Origin of the sequence: Magnetovibrio sp. PR-2, from assembly GCF_036689815.1 — a bacterium.
In the GTDB taxonomy this organism is placed as follows: Bacteria; Pseudomonadota; Alphaproteobacteria; order Rhodospirillales; family Magnetovibrionaceae; genus Magnetovibrio.
Genome location: NZ_JBAHUR010000001.1, coordinates 429885 through 449071 on the forward strand (window position 1 = coordinate 429885; position 19187 = coordinate 449071).

Here is a 19187-nt window from a genome sequence, read left to right on the forward strand (position 1 = left end):
CTGCAGCATAAAAAAACCCCGACGAAAACGTCGGGGCTTTTTGCGGGGGGGAGGTCCGTTTGTGTTTATGGTTTCAGCAGGCCGCGCGCAATCACGTGGGCTTGGATTTCGGCTGCACCTTCGAAGATGTTCAAGATGCGAGAATCCACCAAGACGCGCGAGATGGGATATTCCAACGCATAGCCGTTGCCGCCATGGACCTGCAACGCGTTGTCGGCGTTGGACCAAGCGACACGAGCGGCTAGCAATTTCGCCATGCCCGCTTCGATATCGGTGCGGTGGCCGATGTCTTTTTCACGTGCAGCAAAGAACGAGATTTGACGCGCAATTTGCGTTTCCACAGCCATCCAGCCCAGCTTCGCCGCAACGCGCGGGAAGTTGACGATGGGTTGACCGAATTGGGTGCGGTCGTGCGCATAACGCAAGCCCAGCTCCAACGCATTGGCAGCCACACCGACGGCGCGGGCCGCAGTTTGGATGCGTGCGGCTTCGAACGTGGACATCAATTGCTTGAAGCCTTCGCCCTCGACGCCACCCAACAAGGCGGAAGCCGGAACTTCCAGATTGTCGAACGCCAGTTCGTATTCCTTCATGCCGCGATAACCCAGCACTTCGATTTCCGTGCCGGTCATGCCTTCCAACGGGAACGGATCGCCTTCGGTGCCGCGCGGTTTTTCGATCAAGAACATCGAAAGACCTTTGTAGCCGGGCTCGTCGGGGTTGGTTCGCGCCAGCAACGTCATCATGTCGGACCTTGAAGCATGCGTGATCCAGGTCTTGTTGCCGGTGATGCGGTAGACATCGCCGTCTTTCACAGCACGGGTTTTGAGGCTCGCCAAATCAGAACCCGTGTTGGGTTCGGTGAACACGGCGGTGGGCAGCAACTCACCCGCCGCGATTTGCGGCAAGTACTTTTCTTTTTGTTCTTGCGTGCCGCCGATAGTGATCAGCTCGCCCGCAATTTCGGAACGTGTGCCCAAAGAGCCCACACCGATGTAGCCGCGCGACAGTTCTTCGGTGACCACGCACATGGAGGTCTTGGACATGGCCAAGCCGCCGAACTCTTCTTCGATGGTGAGGCCAAAGACGCCCAGCTCACCCATTTGGTTGATGATCTCATCGGGGATGAGCACATCGTCGTCGTGCCACTTGGGCGCGTTGGGGGCGACTTCTTCGGAGGCAAAACGGCGGAATTGCTCTTGGATCATGTCGAGCATTTCGTCGCCCAAGGCGTCTTTGCCGAAGCTGGACGTGTGCACATCCAACAGTTCCGCAATACGCACACGGGCTGCGTTGGCGTTGCCGTCTTGAACCAGCTTGGTGACCGCGTCGGTGTAGAACTCACGCACCTGTTCAGGGCTGACACCCATATCGCGTGGGCGCACCACTTCGACTTGGCTCATGGGGATGCCGCCAGCCATTTGGCTGAGGTATTCGGCTGTACCCACTTGCAAGATCAGCTCTTCAATCTCGCCCAGTTCGCCATTGGCGTCCAAACGTTCGGCCCAGTGCACCAGTTGCTCAACCGCGCGAACGTAAGTTTGCAGCCACGAAAACCCGTGGGCGGCAAATTGTTCTTGGTCCAATAGCTTGCTGTTAATACGGCCATCTGTGACGATTTTGGCCTGCACGCCGGAGCGCGCAGCTTCGATCAAGATGGAACAGTCTTTAGCGGCCTGCTGGCATAACGCCAGCACACCGTCGAGTTTGTATGGGGAGGCATTACTCATTGTTTGGTCCCTGTTTTGGATAGAGAGTTTCTTTGTAGTCGTTCAGGTCGCGGCAAATGTAGCCTTGCTCCTGCAGATGTGATTTTGTTTGCTCGTCAAAGCGCGGAGAGAAAAGCGCATGCTCGACGCTCCAACCGTCAAAGCGGCGGCCTTCTTTGCTTTTGAGAAAGCGCGAGATGTGCAACTGGAATTTTTCCAAAGATTTGCCGTCATGGCTGTCTTGGTTACGCTTGCACGAGCCCAAGCGGAGAATTTTGTCGTCTTCGTTGCACGTGACAATGTCGATTACCACGTCGGAGCCATCGGCCTTGTTCCAGTAGCCATATACGAAGTCGGTCAAGGCGAAGTCGCCGACGCCTTTGCGCGAGCTTTCTTCGTGGAGGATGCGGATCATTTTTTCAAACGCATAGCCCTCATGGACCATTAGCATTTCGTCCGCTCGGGCTAACGGCTTCGCAACAGGCTGAACCCGTGCCATCTGCACATTGCGCCCCAATGCACGCAGCCAAGCGGATAAGAAATTGTCCGTGATCACGTAGCGGGCTTTGCGTGATTTGTTCGACGCAAAGATGGGCTGGAGCTTTTCGACCATTTGGTAGCGGTCGATTAGGGTGGTGAGATACGCACCTAACTGTTTTTCTCCACCGACACCATCGCGGTCGTACTCATCTTCCAATGTGCCGCGCGTGCACGGCCCCTTGTTGGCGAGCATTTTGAGAACACTGTCGTATCGTCCTCGAAGTTCGCGCAAAAACCAGTTGGTGGCTTCGTCGCGAAGCGGACTTGCGCCTTCAAAGAACAATTTGCGTAACGTCGTTTGGCGATATTCGTTTTGATCGGCCAAGACCCCTTGGTCAAAGGCGTCGCGGTAGAACTTCGGCACACCTTCGAACAAGGACCACAAGAACAGCCAGTGTTCCGGCGTTTGGACATCTTGGGCTTCACACATTTCAAAAAACGTCTCGAAATCCCAGTGATCTAGATGCAAACGGTGTGTCACACGGTTGAACAACGGTGATGCTTGGTCTTCTAAAATGGCCGTCATTTCTGTGTGGATGGAGCCAAGGACGAACAGCCCACCCTTGTTAGTGTTTCGCATTTCATCGACACGAGATTGTAAGAAGGATGCAAAGGGAGATAGGGCTTTGCGATGAAAATATTGGAATTCATCGATGATGATGATGAAACCGACTGCGCATAAGCCATCAATGGCTTCGGCCATGTCTTGAAAGCTTCGGACACGATTGGTCAAAACCGCACGCATGCCTTCATGATCATCAAAAATATCTTCGGCAGCTTCCCAAAACGCTTGCACCACGCCACGCTCGTCGCTATCGGGCACTTGGAAATAGAAATAGTGCTGATTCTGGCGTCTCCGTAGCGCCTGCTGAATCAGCGTCGTCTTGCCAATGCGCCGCCGTCCTGATATGGCACAAAAGAACCAACGTCCGGATGAGATAATGGTTTCAATCTCTTCCAGTTCGCTATTGCGACCATAAAAACCCCAAGTTTTTTGCATAGTTACGGCCCGTGCTTTAATAACGTAAGAAAAATTACGTTATTAAAGCACGCCGGACTGCTGCTGCGCAAGTCCGGCGTGCTTTGGCTTAGCTTTCGACGCAATCTTCAATCGTGCGACGGCCCGGTTCCATGGCTTGCACCAGAACGGCCATGTTGCCCGGTTTGTGTTGGTTGTTGCGCATTTTCATGTGTGCTGCGGGGATATCGGCCCACGGGAACACTTCGCTCATGCACGGATCCAAACGGCGTTCGATCACCAATTGGTTGGCTTGGGCGGCTTGCTTCAAGTGTGCGAAGTGGCTGCCTTGGATACGTTTTTGGCGCATCCACACAAAGCGTGCGTCGAACGTGATGTTAAAGCCCGTTGTGCCCGCGCAGAACACCACCATGCCGCCGCGTTTCACGACGAAAGCGGAAACCGGGAAGGTGGCTTCGCCGGGGTGTTCGAACACCATGTCGACGTCGTTGCCTTTGCCGGTGATGTCCCAGATGGCTTTACCGAATTTGCGGCAACGCCCCATGTATTCTTTGTAGCCTTCTTGGTCGTCAACGTCGGGCAGTTGGCCCCAGCAATCGAATTCTTTGCGGTTGATGGTGCCACGTGCACCCATGCGCATGACGAAGTCTTTTTTGTCGTCTTCGGAAATCACACCGATGGCGTTGGCACCTGCGGTGGCGATCAGCTGAATGGCCATGGAGCCCAAACCGCCGGAAGCCCCCCAAACCAACACGTTGTGACCCGGGCGCAAAATGTGCGGACGGTGGCCAAAAAGCATGCGGTACGCGGTGGCCAGCGTCAGCATGTAGCACGCACTTTCTTCCCACGTCAGGTGTTTGGGACGCGGCAAAAGCTGTTGTGCTTGGACGTTGGTGAACTGTGCGAACGATCCGTCAGGCGTTTCGTAGCCCCAGATGCGTTGGGTCGGTGAAAACATCGGGTCGCCACCGTTACATTCTTCATCGTCGCCGTCGTCTTGGTTACAGTGAACCACAACTTCGTCGCCGACTTTCCAGCGCGTCACTTTGGAGCCCACGGCCCAAACGATGCCAGACGCATCGGAACCGGCGATGTGGTATTCGGCTTTGTGCACGTCAAACGGTGAAATCGGCAGACCCAGAGAAGCCCAAATGCCGTTGTAGTTCACGCCTGCGGCCATGACCAGCACGAGAACCTCGTGGCTGTCCAGGACCGGTGTCGGCACGACTTCAACCAGCATGCCCGTGTCCGGTTCGCCATGACGTTCGCGGCGAATAGCCCACGCGTACATGTTTTTCGGAACGTGACCGAGGGGCGGAAATTCGCCCATCTCGTACAGATCTTTTTTCGGTTGGTTTGCGAGTACTTCGGCGATGCCGCCGGTGTTTTCGTCTACGTTGGCTTGAGCCATTTGATTAGCCTCCATTCGGGTCCGCCCCATTGATGTGATCCCAGAACAAAGTCGCCATTCGGCGTTGGTGGGGAGGTCCTTTGTTGATCATTAGGTCAATTATGACCCTATCTGAAAAAATATTGCAACGCACAATTTCTTTCGCACTTGCGAAAAATTGCGTTCTGAGTGAAAATCCTTGCCATAAACCACCAAAAAAGGTGGTGAAGACTTTCAGGGAGACCTCCTCATGACCAACGAATCCGCGCCCCAGGCACCGAAAAAAGCCCCCGCAAAGGATCGGCCTTGGCTGTTTCGCACGTATTCCGGCCACTCCAGTGCTGCCGCGTCGAACGAACTGTACCGCACCAACTTAAGCCGCGGCCAAAGCGGCCTGTCGGTGGCCTTTGACCTGCCAACCCAAACCGCGCTGGACGCCGATGACGTGCTGTCGCGCGGTGAAGTGGGCAAGGTGGGCGTGCCGATTTCCCATTTGGGGGATATGAAGACCCTGTTCAATGAAATTCCGTTGGACAAAATGAATACGTCCATGACCATCAACGCGGCGGCTTCGTGGCAGTTGTCGCTGTTGATTGCGACGGCCGAATCTCAAGGTGTTGACCGTTCCAAATTGGCAGGCACGACGCAAAACGACATCATCAAAGAATATCTGTCGCGCGGCACCTATATCTTCCCGCCGGCACCAAGCATGCGTTTGGAAACGGACGTGATTTCGTTCACGTCCAAAGAAATGCCCAAATGGAACCCCATGAACGTGTGCTCTTACCACTTACAAGAAGCCGGCGCAGAACCGGGTGAAGAGCTGGCCTTTGCCATGGCCAACGCCATTACCGTTTTGGATATGGTGAAAAGCTCCGGCGCCATTGCACCCCAAGATTTCCCCACTGTTGTGGGGCGCATCAGCTTTTTCTTGAACGCGGGCATCCGGTTCGTGACGGAACTGTGTAAAGCCCGCGCGTTTGCAGAGCTTTGGGACGAGATTTGCCAGACGCGCTACGGCGTTGAAGATCCGAAAATGCGCCGCTTCCGTTACGGTGTGCAGGTGAACTCCTTGGGTCTCACCGAAGCGCAGCCGGAAAACAACGTGTATCGCATCATGATCGAAATGTTGTCGGTGGTGCTGTCCAAAAACGCCCGGGCGCGCGCCGTGCAGCTTCCGGCGTGGAACGAAGCCTTGGGCCTGCCGCGTCCGTGGGATCAACAGTGGTCCTTGCGTTTGCAACAGATCATGGCGTTTGAGACGGATTTGCTGGAATACGGCGACATCTTTGACGGTTCTGCCGAAATTACGGCCAAGGTTGAAGAGCTCAAAGCCCAAGCCCGTGAAGAACTGAAGCGCCTGGACGAAATGGGCGGCGTCATCAAAGCCATTGAAGTCGGCTATATGAAGCAGCGCTTGGTCGAATCCAACGCCAAACGCTTGGCTGCGATCCAGGCGGGTGATTCAACCGTGGTCGGTGTGAACAAATTCACCGAAGGCGAAGCCTCTCCGCTGGTGTCGGGTGCGGAAACCTTCTTAACGCCGGACGCCGAAGCCGAAAAAGCCCAGATCGAAAACTTGAAAGCGTGGCGTGCCCAGCGTGACGACGCCGACGTTCAAGCAGCGCTGGTTGAACTGGAAACGGCGGCTAAAGAAGGCCGCAACATTATGGAAAGCTCCATCGCTTGCGCCAAAGCAGGCGTCACCACGGGTGAGTGGGGCAACAAGCTGCGCGAAGTGTTCGGTGAATACCGTGCGCCTACGGGTATCGCCGGAGCATCTCACGCCCCGGTGGTCGACATCGACGATGTGCGCACCCAGATCAATGAACTTAGCGACGACATGAGCACGCGCCCGCGTCTTTTGGTCGCTAAACCCGGCCTGGACGGTCACTCCAACGGTGCCGAACAAGTAGCTTTGGCCGCGCGTGACGCCGGTTTCGAAGTGATCTACGAAGGCATCCGCCAAACGCCGCAAGAAATCGTCTCCGCTGCCCTTCAAGAAGGTGTGCACGCGGTGGGCTTGTCGGTGTTGTCGGGCTCTCACTTGACCTTGGTCGAAGACGTGATGAAGGGCTTGAAGGACCAAGGTGCAGACGACATCCCCGTGATCGTCGGCGGCATCATTCCCGAACGCGACATGCAGGCGTTGAAAGATTTAGGCGTGGCCCGTGTGTTCACCCCAAAAGACTTCGAAATCGGCGCCATGTTGGCCGACATCGCCACAGTCATCGACAAAAACCGCGCGGCTTAAGCTGCAACTAATCGGATTTTGCAAAAGGGTTCAGTGCCGCAAGGCCTGAGCTCTTTTTGCGTTTGGTGACGGGGGCAATGACGGGGACCGGGTCGGTTTTGTCGTTGTAGGCACTTTCGTTTGGGACCAACGTGTTGAAGTTTTCGTCGATGTATTTCACAGCCCCTGCCCGGTAAGGTTTTTTGACCGGGGCCCAGCCGACCCAAAGGCCGCCGTTGATGTCGTACTCGACGACTTCGGACATTTCGCCGACTTGATGAAACGATGCAGCCAAGTCTGCCGAGTGCCCAGCGTAGACCCACTGGGGTTTCAAACCGCCGTGCCAGATCAGGAAGATGCCGCCCACGCCGGACAGGCCCAGTGCTTCGGGATCGATGGTCAAAAACGGCAAAAACGTGCCTTGGGGCGTGCGCACCCAATTGGGATCCACCGGTTTGGTGAATGTTGTCGGTTCGTCAGTGTCTTTGTCGAACAGCCCCATGGTTTTGCCTTTGCATGCTCCATTTGCGAATTCACACACGAATTCAACAGTATAATGAGGTCTGGATACCTTCTAAAACGTTAAGACAGTCATAGGGGCTGACAAGCCCACTCCAGCCATTTACGCGTTTCATCGTCCAAGAGCGGAGCGATCTTTTCAAAAACTTGGGTGTGATAAGCATTCACCCAGGCCCGTTCAGCGGGGCTTAGCAGATCGTCTTCTAATAAGGTGCGGTCGATGGGGGCCAAGGTCAATGGCTCAAACCCCATCATTTCGCGTTCAGCCCCTTTGGGCGCAGGCAACTGTTTGACGCAAATCAGGTTTTCGATGCGGATGCCGAAAGCTCCGGTTTTGTAGTATCCGGGTTCGTTGGACAGCACCATGCCTGTCGCCAGCGCAGCACCCACCCCGCGTTTGGAAATGGATTGCGGACCTTCGTGAACGCCTAAGTAGGTGCCGACCCCGTGTCCGGTGCCGTGATCGTAATCCAGTCCGACCTCCCAAAGGGCCCGGCGCGCCAAGATGTCCAACTCATAACCCTTGGTGCCGCGTGGGAAGACTTGGGTGGAAATGGCGATGTGGCCTTTGAGCACCCGGGTGAAGCGGTCGCGCATTTCCGCCGTGGGTTCGCCGATGGCGACCGTGCGGGTCACGTCGGTGGTGCCGTCCAGATACTGGGCACCCGAATCGACCAAATACAGCTCGCCGGTTTTGAGTTCGCGATCGCTGTCCTCTGTCACACGGTAGTGGACGATGGCGCCATTGGGCCCGGACCCGGAAATGGTCGGGAAGCTCAAGCCTTGGAAGTGGTCGTTTTGCGCCCGCAGGCCGTCGAGTTTTTCAGCGGCAGACATCTCCGTCACGCCCCCTTTGGGGCCCGTATTGCTGAGCCACGCCAAAAACGTGGTCAATGCGGCCCCATCACGGACGTGGGCGGCCCGCATGCCGTCGAGCTCTGCGGGCGTTTTTTTGGCTTTGGGCAGCTGGCACGGGTCCGATCCGCTCACCACTTTGGCGTCACCGTGGCTTAATCGTTCCATAATCCACGCGGGTGCGGTTTGGCTACAGACGCGCACGGCCTGTTTGTCTTGGGCCAGTTGGTCCAAGGCTGCACCCAATTGGTCGGGGGATTTCAGCGCAACGTCCGGGCCTAGGTGGTCGCGGACCTCTTCATCCAACCGTGTGGTGTCGATGAACAGCTGTGCCGAACCGTCCTTGTGCAACAGGGCATAGGCCAAAACCAGCGGGGTAAAAGGCACGTCGTCGGCGCGAAAATTGAACAGCCAAGCGATGGAATCGCCCGCAGAAATGACGGCCGCTTCGGCCCCGGCCTTGTCCAAACTTTTGCCCACCAATTCGCGTTTGGCGTCTGACGTCAGGGGGGCAAACGGGGGTTTGAGGGCTGTAACAGCGCTGGCCGGAGGGGCTGGGCGCTCGGGCCAAAACACATCGATGAGGTTTTGGCTCAAGGCCACCATTTCCGCGCCGAGGTCCTGGCAAAGGGTCTCATACCCGCTCAGTTGAGCTGGGGTGTAGAGCCAGGGGTCATACGCAAGGCGGTCCCCCGCCTTGAGGCGCTGGCGCAGCCATGCAGTGGGGCGTGTTTCGGCAATGGGGGTTGGGGTGAAATGTTTCGCATCCACTTCGTTTTGCACCTGAAGGGTATAGCGCCCATCAACGAAAACGGCGGCGTCTTCAACCATGACAACGGCGCTGCCCGCCGAACCGCTAAAGCCCGTCAGCCGCGCCAAACGCTCGTCCGACGGAGGTAAATATTCGCTTTGAAAAGCATCCGCATGGGGCACCAAATAGGCCGCAATGCCGTCCGCCTTCATGCGACCACGCAGCTTTGCCAGCAAGGTCGGGTCATAAGCGATGGGATCGGTGTGGGTCATTGTTGCCTCAAAATAATAGGTTAAGCCTTAAGAACTTAGGGTTGGAACCGCAGGAACACAAGTTAAGGACTGTATAACGAAGGCATGTATTTAACGCATAGCAGCTGTGGAAATTCAGCAGTTTTGCTGCGCTGCACACTGAATATACTTTGATCACACCTCCCCCCAAATGGACCGATGACAACATTGGCCAATAAAAAGAGAGTGATGAAAATGTACATCAAAAGCGATGCTGATGAAAAAGACCTCATCGAACAAGCCATCCGTGATGCCGAACACGCCCGCAACGAATACGTCCACACAAATGTTTTTGCGTTTTTCGCCGGATTGAAATCCTGGCTGATCACCACCTTGGGAGCCCGCAAATCCAAGAACGCTTCGGCATCTCCCAACGCACAAGCGACGCTCTAAGTTAACCGTTTTCGCGCTTGGCCGGGTCGCTGCAATTCGGCGACAACCGGGGCGTGGTACGATTCCGGCGCACCGGAGATCGCGGCAGGGCTGCCGACTTCATCGTGCAAGGCTTCGTTATGGCATTCCACGCTGACGAGCCACCCCAACAGTTGCTGTGAAACCAAGATGTGATCGGCCATGTGCGGTCGGCCCCGGTGAATAACGGAAAAACGCTGGCTTTCGGGCAGACTGCGTTCCGCCGCCACAAGCATGCGCGGCGCAAAAGCGCCGTCGCCGGTGTCTTCTTCGTCGCCGCGAATGATGCGCACGGGCGATTCGGCGTCGCCGGAATTAAAATCCCCCATTACGGCGACCAGGGCGTCTTCGTCCATATCGAACAGGCGGTCCAAAAAGGTCCGCACTTCCAAGGCTTGCCCGGCGGCTTTGACGGTGGCGAGGAAAAAGCCTTCCGCCCAGCCGGGCATGCTTTTCCAGTTGTGCGGGCCGCGCTTTTGCCCGGGCACGTAAGCGGCGCGGGGTGCGCGCAGGTGCACGTTCACCACCACCATTTTGTGCCCACCGCCCAAATCCAGGTCCGCATACAAAAACGGACGGTCCCACTGAACGGGTGCGGGTGCGTCTTGGGGCGGGTCGGATGTGGCGGCACGATACAACGGCGGTTCCACCAAATGGTTCCAGATCTCTTGGGTGGCCAAAATGGGGAAGCGGGACAAAATCACCAAGTTATGGCGGTCGCGCACACCTTTGCCGGACGGGCTTTGGGTGGCGGCGCGGTGAAAATTTTCGTAGGCCGTGCCTTTGAGCACGTCGTCCAAAGCGCTCAAACTGCGCTTGGTCTTGTCGGTGTTGAGCTGGCCGTTGACCTCTTGCAAGCACAATACATCGGCGCGCAGGCGTTGGAGTTGCGGGCGGAGCGCACGCACGCGGGCGTCGAGGTTGCCACGCGCGCGCGGCGGACCGTCCAGGCTTTCCATATTAAAGGTTGCAATGCGTATGGGTTCAGCTTTCGCCATGGGGGATCTCTCCTCCCCCTATAATACCAGACGCGACGCGGGGAAGTGTATGGAAACGGTGGTGCCCAGGTTGGGCTCGGACACAATGTCCATGTGGGCGTCGTGCAGCTCGACAAAGCTTTTGGTGAGCGGCAGGCCCAGGCCGGTGCCTTCGTACTTGCGCGTCAGTTTGCTGTCGACTTGGCCAAACGGGGTCAGTGCGGTGACGATGTCGTCGGTATGCATGCCGATGCCGGTATCGGCAACGGCGATGACCAACTCGTCATTGACAGTCTGGCGGGCGGTGACGGTGACTTGTCCGTTTTCCGGCGTAAATTTCACGGCATTGGACAACAGGTTCAACAACACTTGTTTGATGCGTTGCGGGTCCACCATCAAATCGGGCAAGCCGTCAGCGATTTTAACCTTCAGTTCCAAATCGGCGGAACGCGCACGGTCTTGTACCAAGCGGGTGGCGGAATGGATCAGATCGTCCACTTGGGCGCGTTCGGGGTGCAGTTCCATCTGCCCCGCTTCGATCCGCGACACATCCAAGATGTCGTTGATAACATCCAACAGGTGCGAGCCCGAATCGCGGATGTTTTCGATGTATTCGCCATAGCGCGCTTCCAGCGGGCCGAACAATCCCGCCAGCATCACGTCCGAAAACCCGATGATGGCATTGAGCGGCGTGCGCAGTTCGTGGGACATGTTGGCCAAAAACTCGGTTTTGACGCGGTTGGCGATTTCGGCGCGTTCCTTGGCGTCGATCAGTTGATGGCGCGCCTGGATGCGTTCGGTAATGTCGCCGACGGAACCCGCCATTCGATAAACATAGCCGGCTTTGTCGCTGATGGCCTTGCCCGAAATCCTAATCCAACGTTCCGAGCCGTCTTTGTGACGCAGGCGGCATTCGTGTGAAAAGTTGTCGGTGAAGCCTTTGAGGTGGGCGATTAATTTTTCGTGGTAGGTGGGACGGTCGTCGGGATTGATCATGCCCAGCCACAAATCCGCCTTGATGAACGGATTGTTGTAGCCCGTCAGTTCACAAATTTGGGACGAGATATAGAGCTGGTCCGACGTCACATCCCAGTCAAAGATGCCCTCGCCAGCCCCGCGGATAGCCAGGGCGTAGCGTTCTTGGCTTTCTTGCAGTTGATCTTCGGCGGCTTTGCGATCCGTGATGTCGCGCACCACGCCAATGAACAAGGAACGCCCGTCGCGTTTGAGCTCAGAGATGGCCAAATCGATGGGGAACTCAGACCCGTCTTTACATGTGGCGATGGTTTCACGGCCCGTACCGATAATACCGGCTTGTCCTGTTTCTTTGTAGCGCTGGATGTAGCTGTCGTGGTTGTCGGCGAACTGCTTGGGCATGAGTTTCGAAACATTACGTTGCAAAACTTCTTGGGCATCGTAACCAAAAATGCGTTCCGCTGATCGGTTGAAGGACTGCACCATCCCCGCTTCGTCGATGGTGATGATGCCGTCAACCACGGTGTCCATGATGCCTTGCAGTTGGAAATCGCGGTTGATCAGGGCTTCGGCGGCGCGTTTGCGTTCCGAGGTGTCGCGTGCCACCAACATAACGGTCTGTAACCCTCGATCCGAAAACGGCAGGGCGGCCAGCTCCGCGTCCATGGCAGTGCCGTCGACACGAATGATGCGCATGGGCGTCCAGTGTTCGTCGAACAGTTCTTTAACGTCGTCGCGCACGATGGAACGAAAATCGGGGTGCAGGAAGTCTTCGAATTTTTTGCCGATAAACCAATTGGCATCTTGTTCACCCAACATGGTCGCTCCGGCACCGTTCATTAGCGTGATCAGACCGTCGGTCACCACACAGGTCAAATCGGGTGCCATTTCCACCAGCTTGCGATAGCGGGTTTCGCTGTCCAGAAGCGTGGCTTCCATATCCTTGATGTGGGTGATGTCGGTGTGCAGGCTGATGACTTGGCCGTCGCGGGTACGTTGTTCTTGAATCCGCCACCACCGCCCACCGCGATAGATTTCTTGGTGCAGTGGTTTGGGATGCAGGCGTTCTTCCAGCTTTTCCGAAACCCAGTCTTCGATGCGTCCTTGGGCTTCTTTGATGTCTAAGCGCGAAGCGGCTTCTTGCAAGATGTCTTTCAGCGTTGCGCCGGGAATGATCAAATCGTCCAGTGCGGGATAAAGTTTCGCATACTCTTCGCTGGCCGCCGTCAAGTTGCCATCCGCGTCATAGATCACGAACGCCGCGTCCATGCCTGCGGCTTCGGCGGCGAAGCGTAGGCTGGTCTGCTTGCTGGCTTCGGCCAAGGTTGCGTTTTGGGCGAGTTTTTGGGCTTCGAAGAATTTGCGCTTGGCTTCCAATTGCGGCGTGATGTTGTGCGCTGCGCCGCGATAACCCCGGAACATGTTGTTGTCGGAATAAAACGGAATGCCCGATAGGGTAAAGTGCAAGATCTGGCCGTCGGCGGCTTCCAAGGAGCATGCGATATCGCGGAACGGCTCGCGGTTGTCTAAGTTGAAGATGACCGGGTTGTCGTCACCGCCCGCCATATCGTCGCCCAACACGACTTGTTGCAAGGTCTTGTTGACCAAGACCTCAGGTGCGTGCCCGGTGGTTTCTAAGAAACGGTCGGAAATAAACGTGATTTCTAAAATTTCATTGGTTTCCCAGATCCAATCGCCGACCGTGGACACGATGTCGTGCAGGCGCTGCTCTGGACTGTCTGGGCGCGGCGGCATCTTGATGCGCTTTTTGGGCAGCGCATCTGCGTTCGTTGCTATCACGGGGGATTTTTTCGAGCTCATGCCTGCCCAGAACCACTCTGACCTGTTGTTATGCGCCAAGATTGTTGTTTGGCTGTTCTTATAGATACCGTTTTATCAGGCTTTTTAAGCCGGGATCAACCGAACAAGCGGGAATCGTCAAAATTGGTCAACTCATTGATTTTCAGGGCCAAGCGCCCAAGTTAGGTATTTCACGGTGTCGGGGTCGTCCCATTCCAAGACCCCCAACACGCGCCCCTTGATTTCACCGTCCGCACCCAGCAGCACCGTGGTCGGCAGGCCTTCAACACCGAGCTTTTTCGAGAGCTTGCCTTTTTGGTCGTAGTAGAGGTCTAAGTTATTGAGATCGTTCGCTTCTAGAAACGGCGGAACCTTTTTAAAGGGCTTTCGGTCTTCGGAAATCGCCATGACTTCGACGCCGCTGCCCTCTAAAGCTTGGGATAATGTGTTCAGCGCGGGCATTTCGCGCACGCACGGGGCGCACCACGTGGCCCAGAAATTGATCACCACGCCACGGCCTTTGAGGCTGGAAACGGTGATTTTTTCTTTTTTCGCGTTGAAAAAGGGCGTATCAAACGCACCTTCAGCCATGACGGCTGGGCGCAGCTTGTTGGCGAGCTCCAGCGGAATTTCCATCTCGGCCGCTTCAACGCTTGCAACGCGCCCGGATATCATCACAATGGCGGCCAGTCCCCAGAGCAAAAGGCTTAGGAAAGCTTTTGTTTTTCGGGGTTGTACAGTTTTTTGAGTTTTCAGCGATGGGCTGTTTTTAAAGTCCATTTTGGGTCCAGATACCATGAGTAACGATACGCATAACGACGATAACAATTCCAATACCACCAGCACCATTTGGGGCGGACGCTTCAGCGCGGGCCCGTCGGCCGTGATGGAAGAAATCAACGCTTCCATCGGCTTTGACAAACGCTTGTATGCACAAGACATTCGCGGCTCACGCGCACACGCCCAAATGTTGTCGGCTCAGGGTATTTTAACCCAAGACGATGTCAATGCCATCCTTCAAGGTTTGGACGAGGTCGAAGCCGAGATTGTCGGCGGCACGTTCAACTTTTCGCGCGCTTTGGAAGACATCCACATGAACGTGGAAAATCGGCTGCGTGAAAAAATCGGCGATGCAGCTGGGCGTCTGCACACGGCGCGGTCTCGCAACGACCAAGTGGCGACGGATCTGAAGCTGTGGGTCCGCGATGCCCTGGACGGCTTGGACGGTGCGGTGAAAGATCTGCAAGCCGCGCTTATCGATCGGGCCGAAGAACACGCCGCTACTGTCATGCCGGGCTTTACCCACCTGCAAGCCGCGCAACCTGTGACGCTGGGTCATCATCTGTTGGCGTACACCGAAATGTTGGGCCGGGATCGTTCGCGCATTCAAGATTGTCGGGCGCGTTTGAACGAAAGCCCCCTGGGCTCGGCCGCGCTGGCGGGCACGTCGTTTGACATTGACCGCCATATGACGGCGGAGGCTTTGGGCTTTGACCGTCCGACGCACAACTCGCTGGACGCGGTCTCAGACCGTGACTTCGCCTTGGAATATCTGAGCTTGTTGTCGATTTTGAGTGTGCATCTGTCGCGCATGGCCGAAGAAATGGTGATTTGGGCGTCGCAACAGTTTGCGTTTATCCGCATTTCCGATGACTTTTCGTCCGGAAGCTCCATCATGCCGCAAAAGCGCAATCCGGACGCGTCCGAACTGGTGCGCGGCAAAGCGGGACGGGTGTTCGGCGCGTTGATGGGCATGTTGACCGTGATGAAGGGCTTGCCGCTGACGTACGGCAAAGACATGCAAGAAGACAAAGAGCCGGTGTTTGATGCGTCAGACACCGCAGAGCTCTGCGTCACCGCCATGACCGGCATGTATCAATCCGCGACGTTTAATGCGGACAACATGAAAGCAGACGCGGGCAAGGGCTATACCACTGCCACTGATCTGGCCGATTGGTGCGTGCGGGTGTTGAACCTGCCGTTCCGCGACGCCCACCATGTTACGGGTGCCGTGGTGAAATTGGCGGAAGAGAAAAATTGCGAATTGGAAGATTTGAGCTTGGACGAGTTCCGATCCATCAATCCCGGCATCACGGACGAGATCTATTCGGTGCTGGGCGTGGACAATTCCGTGTCCAGCCGCACCTCGTTTGGCGGCACGGCGCCTTCTCAGGTTCTCGACCAAGTCAAACTGGCCCGCGAAAGGTTTTTGGCATGACGCGTTTTTTTGTGATGGCGCTGTGCGCCGTAATCGTGATGGGCAGCCTCAGCGCGTGTGGGCGTAAGGGCGATCCCGAGTTCCCGGATGGATCCCAATACCCCCGCGATTATCCCAACAATTAGGCTTAAAGAAGCAGCCCGATGGATTACTTTACCTACAAAGACGGCGAAATGTATGCCGAAGACGTGGCCTTGCGCGATCTGGCCGACCAAGTCGGCACGCCGTTTTATGTCTATTCCACAGCGACGCTGGAACGCCACTTCGACGTTTTTAACGCAGCCCTAGATGGTTTGGGTGCGTTGGTGTGTTTTGCGGTCAAAGCGAATTCGAACCAAGCGGTGATCAAAACCTTGGCCGGGCGTGGCGCAGGTGCGGACGTGGTGTCGGGCGGTGAGCTGACCCGTGCGCTCAAAGCAGGCGTGCCTGCGGATAAAATCGTTTTCTCCGGGGTGGGCAAAACTGACGATGAAATCCGTTTGGCGTTGGAAAGCTCCATCAAGCAAATCAACGTGGAATCCGAACCTGAGTTGGAGCGCATCAACGATGTGGCCAATGGGCTGGGCAAGGTTGCCAACGTGACCTTGCGCGTCAATCCGGACGTGGACGCCAAAACCCACGAAAAGATTTCAACGGGTAAGCTTGAAAATAAATTCGGCATTGAATGGACCCGCGTGAACGGCGTCTATCAGCGTGCCCATAACATGACCGGCGTGAAAATTCGCGGCTTGTCCATGCACATTGGATCTCAATTGTTGGACTTGCAGCCGTTTCGCGAAGCCTATACGCGCGCCGCTGAAATGGTGGCAGAGCTGCGCCAAGCGGGCATGGTGGTGGATGTCTTGGACATCGGTGGTGGCTTGGGCATTCCGTACTTCGAAGAAGAAGAAGACCAAGCGCCCACACCAGAAGCCTACGCCCAAGTGGTGCGTGAAACCCTGGGCGATTTGGGCGTTGAGTTGGTGTTGGAACCCGGGCGCATGATCGCGGGCAACTCCGGCATTTTGGTGAGCCGTGTGGTCTTCGTCAAAGAAGGCACGACCAAGACGTTCTTGATTGCGGACGCAGGCATGAACGATTTGATCCGCCCCACTCTCTACAGCGCGTTTCATAAAATTGAGCCAGTGAAAGACCCCCAAGACGGGGCGGCGTTGATCAACGTTGATATCGTCGGCCCCATTTGCGAAACCGGGGATACGTTTGCGAAAAATCGCAAATTGCCGAAAATGAAAGCGGGCGATTTGTTGGTGATGCGCACGGCGGGTGCCTACGGTGCGGTCCAGGCCAACACCTACAACACCCGTGCCTTGATCCCAGAAGTCATGGTCAACGGCGACAAATGCGCCATCGTGCGGGAACGCTTGGACGTCGAAGACATCATTGCGCTGGATAAAGTTCCGGACTGGTTAGCGGACTGATCCATTAAGTGCGGTTGCATTGTTGGACTGCTTTTCAAGGACCTTTGCAATGCGGACTGCTTTTTGGCGTGTCGCTTTGATGTTGAAGGCATGGTTCCAGGGATCAGTATCACACTGGGCAAGCATCGTTTCACCGAGCGAGATGAAATCATCAACCTTTTTTACGTCTTTTTCCAGCATCGCAAGTTCTGCCTCAGCCAACGCGACAAAAACAGCGAGGTTTGGGTCTCCTTGAGTTTGCAGCTTTTGCATTTCAGCCAAATGTTTACGGGCTTTATTCGCGTTGAGATCATCGACGCATAAGGTGACGAGATTGCTGAGACAAACCATCCGTTCTTCAATCTCGTTCTCAGGCAGCCAGGTCAACAGCCGGTTGGAAATTAGTCTTGCAGTACCCTTATGCCCAGCAAGGTCCAAAAAATAAGTGTGCATGCGCAACGATTCCAAAAGCAGCGGAAAGGTTCCTGTGCGCAAAAAATAGTATGCAGAAATAGCGCTGTGTTGAATGGCCTCGTCGAGCAGCGCTGGAGAAAACTGTTTTCTTATGCGCAACTCAAACTCTCGCGCCATCAACAGGTGCCAAAGAACAAGCCCCCAAATGGCGCCGGACTTGCGAGAGATACGCCGGATTTTTGCGCGTGCGCGGGCCATACCCTTAAAATCATCTTGCGAGTGATACATGCCGAACTCACCTTCGGCATACATCAAAAATATATCTGGACTTTGGGCCATGATGTTTTCACCACCACACTTGTTGTGAATGAACGACTGTTCGATGGTTTCGAAGCCTTGTTTAATGTCTCCCATTTCCAGTTGGATAAAGGCTTGAGCCATGGACAAGTCATGGCAAGCATCGGGGGTCTGGGCAGGTGGCGCCTGAAACGTTTGACACAGTTCGTGGGCAGACGTAATGCCGTTTTCATAAAATTCTCCGACGACTTGCTCATAGATGCTTTCATGTCTTGGTACGTCTGCTTCTTCCTCATCATCAGTGTTGCTGGGATTACCAGGATCGAAAAACAGCATCGTTTCCCCAAAAGCGTCTTCGTTTATCAAACGGTGAGCAATGTCTTTGCGCTCTTCAACTGTGAGCTCCAGAAACGAAAAGCTTTCGGTGAAATCTGACAGGTTCATATGGGTCAGTTCACCGGGGTTTATATCCGCATATAGGTCTTGAAGAATGCGGTGTCCTTTTGCATATGCGGGGCCAAATGCCCAGGTCAAAAAGCGTTCTAACGAAGGGGCTTTGACACGATAAACACGGCAATCGGGATTGTTGTTTTTGATATTGGACAAGCAAAGCCCAACAAAGTCCGTGGTACGGTCCGCAGGCAGAATACAAGGTTCACTGTGACGAATTTCACGCCGGCTGACACGTGTGCACGCGGGATCGAAGTCAAACCAAATCAATTCGTCCCCACTGAAGTGCTGCTCCAATAAAGGAACTACATCGAAGCTGTCTGATGAGGAATAGCCCATGACAAATAGCGTTTTTTGCGCGCAATCGGTTACAAACCAATCGACGAACTTGGGCATATGCTCAAAGGCAAGACCAATTGAACCGATCTGGTTTAGGGTGGCTTTTGGATTGTGATTACCGCCACGCATTGGTCTTGGAAAAGAGCCGTGAAGTTTTATGAGGTTTGTGTCGGATGGAGGAACCTGGGCGCGAGGTGAAAGCAAGTGGGTTTGACATGGGACTTCGTTGAAGTCTTCGGTCTCTTCAAATCGTGTGTCGAAGTTCGTGGTTAAAATGCGGTTCCCGCGCTGGCTAAGCAGGGCTAAAAAAAGATGCGTCGAATTCGATACGCCCGCTGTTTCCAAGACCCTCAAATGTTTCACAATTGAAGGTGTCGGTTGCGCAATCGCTTGGATCACGGCCTCAAATCTCAAAAAATCGAACGGAGTGTGTCGGTTGCCGGGGCGGGCACGTTCGTGAAGTCGGTCAAGCAGGGTTTGATCTCCTGCGCTAAGCCATTCAAAAATGACATCTAAAATCGGACCTGCCGGTGGGATACACGACGGGCTATCAATGCTGATTCCAGCACCAACTAAAAACCGGAGCTGTCCGCGTTCTCGTAAATCTGTGAAATGTTGCAAACAATTATTTTTGGACATCGCT

At 55.3% G+C, this 19187-nt stretch carries 14 protein-coding genes; 5 read left to right on the forward strand and 9 right to left on the reverse strand.

All coding sequences use genetic code 11. From position 1 onward, the window contains the following. Positions 1-65: 65 nt before the first annotated feature. The 3 genes from V5T82_RS02180 to ccrA all read right to left on the reverse strand — a co-directional run bounded on the left by V5T82_RS02180 (position 66) and on the right by ccrA (position 4639). Positions 66-1730 carry an acyl-CoA dehydrogenase family protein gene (locus V5T82_RS02180; protein WP_332893938.1) on the reverse strand — a complete coding sequence of 555 codons (1665 nt, stop codon included), beginning with the start codon at positions 1728-1730 and terminating at the stop codon, positions 66-68. Continuing rightward, positions 1723-3249 (reverse strand): ATP-binding protein, encoded by a 1527-nt coding sequence (locus V5T82_RS02185; protein ID WP_332893940.1) that lies wholly within the window; start codon positions 3247-3249, stop codon positions 1723-1725. Before V5T82_RS02185 ends, V5T82_RS02180 begins: the two co-directional genes overlap by 8 nt. 88 nt (positions 3250-3337) lie before the next feature. Further along, a complete protein-coding gene (ccrA, locus tag V5T82_RS02190; protein WP_442917117.1) occupies positions 3338-4639 on the reverse strand; it encodes a crotonyl-CoA carboxylase/reductase in 1302 nt (433 codons plus the stop codon). Positions 4640-4868: 229 nt separating this feature from the next. Between ccrA and V5T82_RS02195 the strand changes: the two genes are divergently transcribed. Then, on the forward strand, positions 4869-6872 hold the full coding sequence (locus tag V5T82_RS02195; protein WP_332893941.1) for an ethylmalonyl-CoA mutase: 2004 nt from the start codon (positions 4869-4871) through the stop codon (positions 6870-6872). A 7-nt stretch (positions 6873-6879) separates the two neighbouring features. On the opposite strand, the gene V5T82_RS02200 is transcribed toward V5T82_RS02195, so the two are convergent. Both V5T82_RS02200 and V5T82_RS02205 read right to left on the reverse strand, forming a co-directional pair. Continuing rightward, a complete protein-coding gene (locus V5T82_RS02200) occupies positions 6880-7392 on the reverse strand; it encodes a hypothetical protein (protein ID WP_332893942.1) in 513 nt (170 codons plus the stop codon). 50 nt (positions 7393-7442) lie between these two features. Beyond that, the gene (locus V5T82_RS02205) at positions 7443-9248 is read right to left on the reverse strand and encodes a M24 family metallopeptidase (protein WP_332893943.1); all 1806 of its coding nucleotides are present in this window, start codon (positions 9246-9248) and stop codon (positions 7443-7445) included. Between the two features lie 213 nt (positions 9249-9461). On the opposite strand from V5T82_RS02205, the gene V5T82_RS02210 reads away from it, so the two are divergent. Beyond that, positions 9462-9659 carry a hypothetical protein gene (locus V5T82_RS02210; protein ID WP_332893944.1) on the forward strand — a complete coding sequence of 66 codons (198 nt, stop codon included), beginning with the start codon at positions 9462-9464 and terminating at the stop codon, positions 9657-9659. Here V5T82_RS02210 and V5T82_RS02215 read toward each other — a convergent pair. The 3 genes from V5T82_RS02215 to V5T82_RS02225 all read right to left on the reverse strand — a co-directional run bounded on the left by V5T82_RS02215 (position 9656) and on the right by V5T82_RS02225 (position 14104). Further along, positions 9656-10675 (reverse strand): endonuclease/exonuclease/phosphatase family protein, encoded by a 1020-nt coding sequence (locus V5T82_RS02215; protein WP_332893945.1) that lies wholly within the window; start codon positions 10673-10675, stop codon positions 9656-9658. The genes V5T82_RS02210 and V5T82_RS02215 overlap by 4 nt on opposite strands. An 18-nt stretch (positions 10676-10693) precedes the next feature. After that, a complete protein-coding gene (locus V5T82_RS02220; RefSeq protein WP_332893946.1) occupies positions 10694-13450 on the reverse strand; it encodes a PAS domain S-box protein in 2757 nt (918 codons plus the stop codon). A gap of 132 nt (positions 13451-13582) precedes the next feature. Next, entirely contained in the window at positions 13583-14104 is a 522-nt protein-coding gene (locus tag V5T82_RS02225) for a TlpA disulfide reductase family protein (protein WP_332893987.1), read from the reverse strand. A gap of 121 nt (positions 14105-14225) precedes the next feature. Here V5T82_RS02225 and argH point away from each other — a divergent pair, with 121 nt between their 5' ends. From argH to lysA, 3 genes are read left to right on the forward strand one after another with little or no spacing between them, the layout of a single operon-like run. Continuing rightward, the gene (gene argH / locus V5T82_RS02230; RefSeq protein ID WP_332893947.1) at positions 14226-15647 is read left to right on the forward strand and encodes an argininosuccinate lyase; all 1422 of its coding nucleotides are present in this window, start codon (positions 14226-14228) and stop codon (positions 15645-15647) included. After that, positions 15644-15772, forward strand: coding sequence for an LPS translocon maturation chaperone LptM (gene lptM / locus V5T82_RS02235; RefSeq protein ID WP_332893948.1), 129 nt, complete (start codon positions 15644-15646; stop codon positions 15770-15772). The genes argH and lptM overlap by 4 nt, the downstream gene beginning before the upstream one ends. Positions 15773-15790: 18 nt before the next feature. Continuing rightward, positions 15791-17065 carry a diaminopimelate decarboxylase gene (lysA, locus tag V5T82_RS02240; RefSeq protein WP_332893949.1) on the forward strand — a complete coding sequence of 425 codons (1275 nt, stop codon included), beginning with the start codon at positions 15791-15793 and terminating at the stop codon, positions 17063-17065. Here lysA and V5T82_RS02245 read toward each other — a convergent pair. Next, entirely contained in the window at positions 17054-19183 is a 2130-nt protein-coding gene (locus tag V5T82_RS02245) for an SIR2 family protein (protein WP_332893950.1), read from the reverse strand. The genes lysA and V5T82_RS02245 overlap by 12 nt on opposite strands. Positions 19184-19187 lie beyond the last annotated feature (4 nt).

Coding starts and splice junctions, on each gene's coding strand:
- V5T82_RS02180 (WP_332893938.1), bottom strand. CDS start 1,730: ATGAGTAATGCCTCCCCATACAAACTCGACGGTGTGCTGGCGTTATGC.
- V5T82_RS02185 (WP_332893940.1), bottom strand. CDS start 3,249: ATGCAAAAAACTTGGGGTTTTTATGGTCGCAATAGCGAACTGGAAGAG.
- ccrA (WP_442917117.1), bottom strand. CDS start 4,639: ATGGCTCAAGCCAACGTAGACGAAAACACCGGCGGCATCGCCGAAGTA.
- V5T82_RS02195 (WP_332893941.1), top strand. CDS start 4,869: ATGACCAACGAATCCGCGCCCCAGGCACCGAAAAAAGCCCCCGCAAAG.
- V5T82_RS02205 (WP_332893943.1), bottom strand. CDS start 9,248: ATGACCCACACCGATCCCATCGCTTATGACCCGACCTTGCTGGCAAAG.
- V5T82_RS02210 (WP_332893944.1), top strand. CDS start 9,462: ATGTACATCAAAAGCGATGCTGATGAAAAAGACCTCATCGAACAAGCC.
- V5T82_RS02215 (WP_332893945.1), bottom strand. CDS start 10,675: ATGGCGAAAGCTGAACCCATACGCATTGCAACCTTTAATATGGAAAGC.
- V5T82_RS02220 (WP_332893946.1), bottom strand. CDS start 13,450: ATGAGCTCGAAAAAATCCCCCGTGATAGCAACGAACGCAGATGCGCTG.
- V5T82_RS02225 (WP_332893987.1), bottom strand. CDS start 14,104: ATGATATCCGGGCGCGTTGCAAGCGTTGAAGCGGCCGAGATGGAAATT.
- argH (WP_332893947.1), top strand. CDS start 14,226: ATGAGTAACGATACGCATAACGACGATAACAATTCCAATACCACCAGC.
- lptM (WP_332893948.1), top strand. CDS start 15,644: ATGACGCGTTTTTTTGTGATGGCGCTGTGCGCCGTAATCGTGATGGGC.
- lysA (WP_332893949.1), top strand. CDS start 15,791: ATGGATTACTTTACCTACAAAGACGGCGAAATGTATGCCGAAGACGTG.
- V5T82_RS02245 (WP_332893950.1), bottom strand. CDS start 19,183: ATGTCCAAAAATAATTGTTTGCAACATTTCACAGATTTACGAGAACGC.